At 66.2% G+C, this 3,530-nt stretch carries 2 protein-coding genes; both read left to right on the plus strand.

Annotated elements, in window-relative coordinates; translation table 11 throughout:
* The first annotated feature begins 249 nt into the window (after nt 1-249).
* Nucleotides 250-1,905 carry an MFS transporter gene (locus CHB99_RS29245; RefSeq protein ID WP_042130731.1) on the plus strand — a complete coding sequence of 552 codons (1,656 nt, stop codon included), beginning with the start codon at nt 250-252 and terminating at the stop codon, nt 1,903-1,905.
* On the plus strand, nt 1,902-3,029 hold the full coding sequence (locus CHB99_RS29250) for an HlyD family secretion protein (RefSeq protein WP_042130733.1): 1,128 nt from the start codon (nt 1,902-1,904) through the stop codon (nt 3,027-3,029). Before CHB99_RS29245 ends, CHB99_RS29250 begins: the two co-directional genes overlap by 4 nt.
* Nucleotides 3,030-3,530 lie beyond the last annotated feature (501 nt).

The following is a 3,530-nucleotide window of genomic DNA, read 5'->3' on the forward strand; positions in this document are numbered from 1 at the left end:
TTCAACCTGACGAGAATAACCTCCTGCATCAGGTCAGACACAACATACAAGGAGCGAGCGTGCTCGCGATGCGCCGCGCGGGCGGCGCTCGATCTCAAGGGCGCTACAGGACTCAAGACAGTCACCTGAAGATCTTGACGCAGCTCCCCGTCAGACCACCAAACTCCACGGCACTCATAACGCTGACGGATGTTCTTCCCCCCACACCTCGCGTACAGTTTTCCCCACGCTCCCCAGGTACCCCCGACCTTGCCGACCGACAAATACGCCCCCCGCCAGTGGCTCCCCCACGAAAAGCCGGCACTGCCCGGCTCGCCCTCGACGCCGCTGCATGCGCCGGGCACGCGTCTGGCCTATGGCGCGGTGGGCCTGCTGGTGGCGATCACCGGTGGCCTGGGCAACGCCCTGGTCACCGCCAACCTGCCCTTCCTCCAGGGTGCGCTCGGTGCCACCAGCGCGGAAATGGCCTGGCTGCCGGCGGCCTTCGTCATGACCAACGTGTCGATGAACCTGCTGCTGGTGAAGTTCCGCCAGGAATTCGGCCTGCGGGCCTTCACCGAGGTGTTCCTGGTGCTCTACGCCCTGGTCACCTTCGCTCACCTGTTCGTCAACGACCTCAACTCCGCCATCGCCGTGCGCGCCGCCCACGGCATGGTCGGCGCGGCCCTCAGTTCGCTGGGCCTGTACTACATGATCCAGGCGTTCCCGGCGCAGTGGCGACTCAAGGCCATGGTCCTCGGTCTCGGCGCCTCGCAACTGGCGGTGCCGCTGGCCCGGGTGTTTTCCGAAGACCTGCTGCAGATCGCCGAATGGCGCGGCCTGTACCTGTTTGAGCTGGGCCTGGCCCTGGCCGCGCTGGGTTGCGTGCTGTTGCTCAAGCTGCCGCCCGGCGACCGCTTCAAGACCTTCGAACCCCTGGACTTCCTCACCTTCTCGCTGATGGCCAGCGGCACCGCCCTGCTCTGCGCCGTGCTGTCCCTGGGCCGCATCGACTGGTGGCTGGACGCGCCGTGGATCGGCGTGGCCCTGGCCGCCTCCATCGCCCTGGTGTGCAGCGGCCTGGCCATCGAGCACAACCGCGTCAACCCGCTGCTGATGACCCGCTGGCTGGGCAGTGGCGCGATCGTGCGCCTGGCCCTGTGCGTGGTGCTGATCCGCATGGTCACCTCGGAGCAGTCCACCGGCGCCGTGGGTTTTCTCCAGGCGCTGAACCTGGGCAGCGAGCAGATGCGCAACCTGTACTGGATCATGCTTCTGGGCGCGGCGGCGGGCCTGGCCAGCAGCGCCCTGACCATCAACCCGCAACACCTGGTGCTGCCGCTGTTCATCTCCCTCGCGGCAATGGCCTGCGGGGCCTTCATGGACAGCGCGTCGAGCAACCTGACCCGCCCGGCGCAGATGTATTTCAGCCAGTTCCTCCTGGCCTTCGGCAGTACCTTCTTCCTCGGCCCGTGCATGGCCTTGGGCATCGGCCATGTACGGGCCAATCCGCGCAATCTGGTCAGTTTTTCGGTGATGTTCGGGATCTGCAACAACCTCGGCGGCCTGCTTGGCGCGGCCCTGCTCGGGACCTTCCAGACGGTGCGGGAGAAATTCCATTCCAGCCACCTGGTGGAACAGCTCAGTTACCTGGAACCCCTGGTCAACGCCCGGGTCCAGGGCGGTGGCGGCGGTTACGCCGGGGTCATCGCCGATCCGGCGCTGCGTGGCGAGGTGGGCCTGCGCCTGCTGGCCAATGCCGCGACCCGCGAAGCGAACATCCTCGCCTATAACGATGTCTTCATGCTGATCGGCACCATCGCCGTGCTGACCATGATCTGGATCTTCATCCGTGGCCTGCGCTTGCGCTACCTCGCGCGCCAGGCCGCGATCACCACCACCCCAAGCGACGCGCCGAGCCAATGACCCAGGACATGCCCTCGACCACCACCACCGCCATCGCCGAAACCCCGGAAGGCGCCACCCCGCCCAGCGAACCGGACAGCCCGCTGCGCTCGCGCCGGGTGCGCTGGCTGTCGACCCTGAGCTTCGCCGCCGTGGCCATCGTCGGCATTCTCGTGGTGCTCTACGCCTGGCGCCTGCCGCCGTTCGGCAGCGCCATCGAAAGCACGGAAAACGCTTTGGTGCGCGGCCAGGTGACGATCATCGGCCCGCAGTTGGCCGGTTATATCGTCGAAGTGCCGGTGCATGACTTCCAGTTCGTCAAGGCTGGCGACCTGCTGGTGCGTCTCGACGACCGCATCTACACCCAGCGCCTGGCCCAGGCCAGGGCCCAGTTGCAACAGCAGCAGGCGGCGCTGGCCAACAACCTGCAGCAACGCAACAGTGCCGAGGCGGTGATCGCCCAGCGCCAGGCGGCGATCGATGACGCCGCGGCCCAGGCGGCGAGAAGCGCCGCCGATCTGCGGCGCAACCAGGACCTGGTCGGCGATGGCTCGGTGTCGCGGCGCGAATTCGATGTCAGCCGCGCCAGCCATGCCGCCGCGGTGGCCAGCCTGGCCCAGGCCAGGGCGGCCCTGGAGATCGCCCGTCAGGACCGCGAAACCGTGATCGTCAACCGCGCCGCCCTGGAAGCCGCGGTGGAGAATGCCAAGGCCGCGCTGGAACTGGCCCGCATCGACCTCGACAACACCCGCGTCACCGCGCCGCGCGACGGCCAGCTTGGGCAGATCGGCACCCGCCTCGGTGCCTGGGTCAATTCCGGCGCGCAGTTGATGGCGCTGGTGCCGGACACCTTGTGGGTCATCGCCAACCTCAAGGAAACCCAGATGGCCAATGTGCGCATCGGCCAGCCGGTGACGTTCAGCGTGGATGCCCTGAACCACCTGAAACTGCACGGCCATGTGCAGCAGATCTCCCCGGCCACCGGCTCGGAGTTCGCCCTGCTGCAGGCCGACAATGCCACCGGCAACTTCGTCAAGATCGCCCAGCGCATTCCGGTGCGGATCACCGTGGATGCCGACCAGCCGGAAGCCAGGCGCCTGCGGCCGGGGATGTCGGTGGTGGTGAGCATCGATACGCGGGAGTGAGCGGCAGTGTTCACAGGTACCGCACGGGTCTCACGTGTTGTGCTGGGCCTGTGGGAGTTGGCTTGCCGGCGATGAGCATGGGTGTCTACACACCTTTGGGGGCCTGGCGGGGAAGCACATGAAGGCCGCAGGGTGCCTGTCTTGAGGCTTGCAGCGCTCTGAAGATCGAGCGCCGCCCGCGCGGCGCATCGCTGTGCATGTCGATGCTCTTCTAGCGCCCTCAAGATCGAGCGCCGTCCGCACGGCGCTTCGCGAGCGAGCTCGCTCCCACAGTTTGTTGCAACGTACCTATGTCTGATAGACCGCCATTGACCGCTTTGTGTGGTCGACTCGATATCGAGTCGAACCCTGCAGCCTCCCCGCAATACATCGCCGAAAAAACAAAGGCTGACAACCCAAACCCCACTGTGCTGGTCTAATGGCTCCGGACACCTCAATTAGGGAGAATCCCCCTACTGAGGAGTACCCCCGATGACCAAGAAGTACAGAAGATTCACCACC

Source organism: Pseudomonas japonica (genome assembly GCF_900188455.1).
Classification (GTDB): domain Bacteria; phylum Pseudomonadota; class Gammaproteobacteria; order Pseudomonadales; family Pseudomonadaceae; genus Aquipseudomonas; species Aquipseudomonas japonica.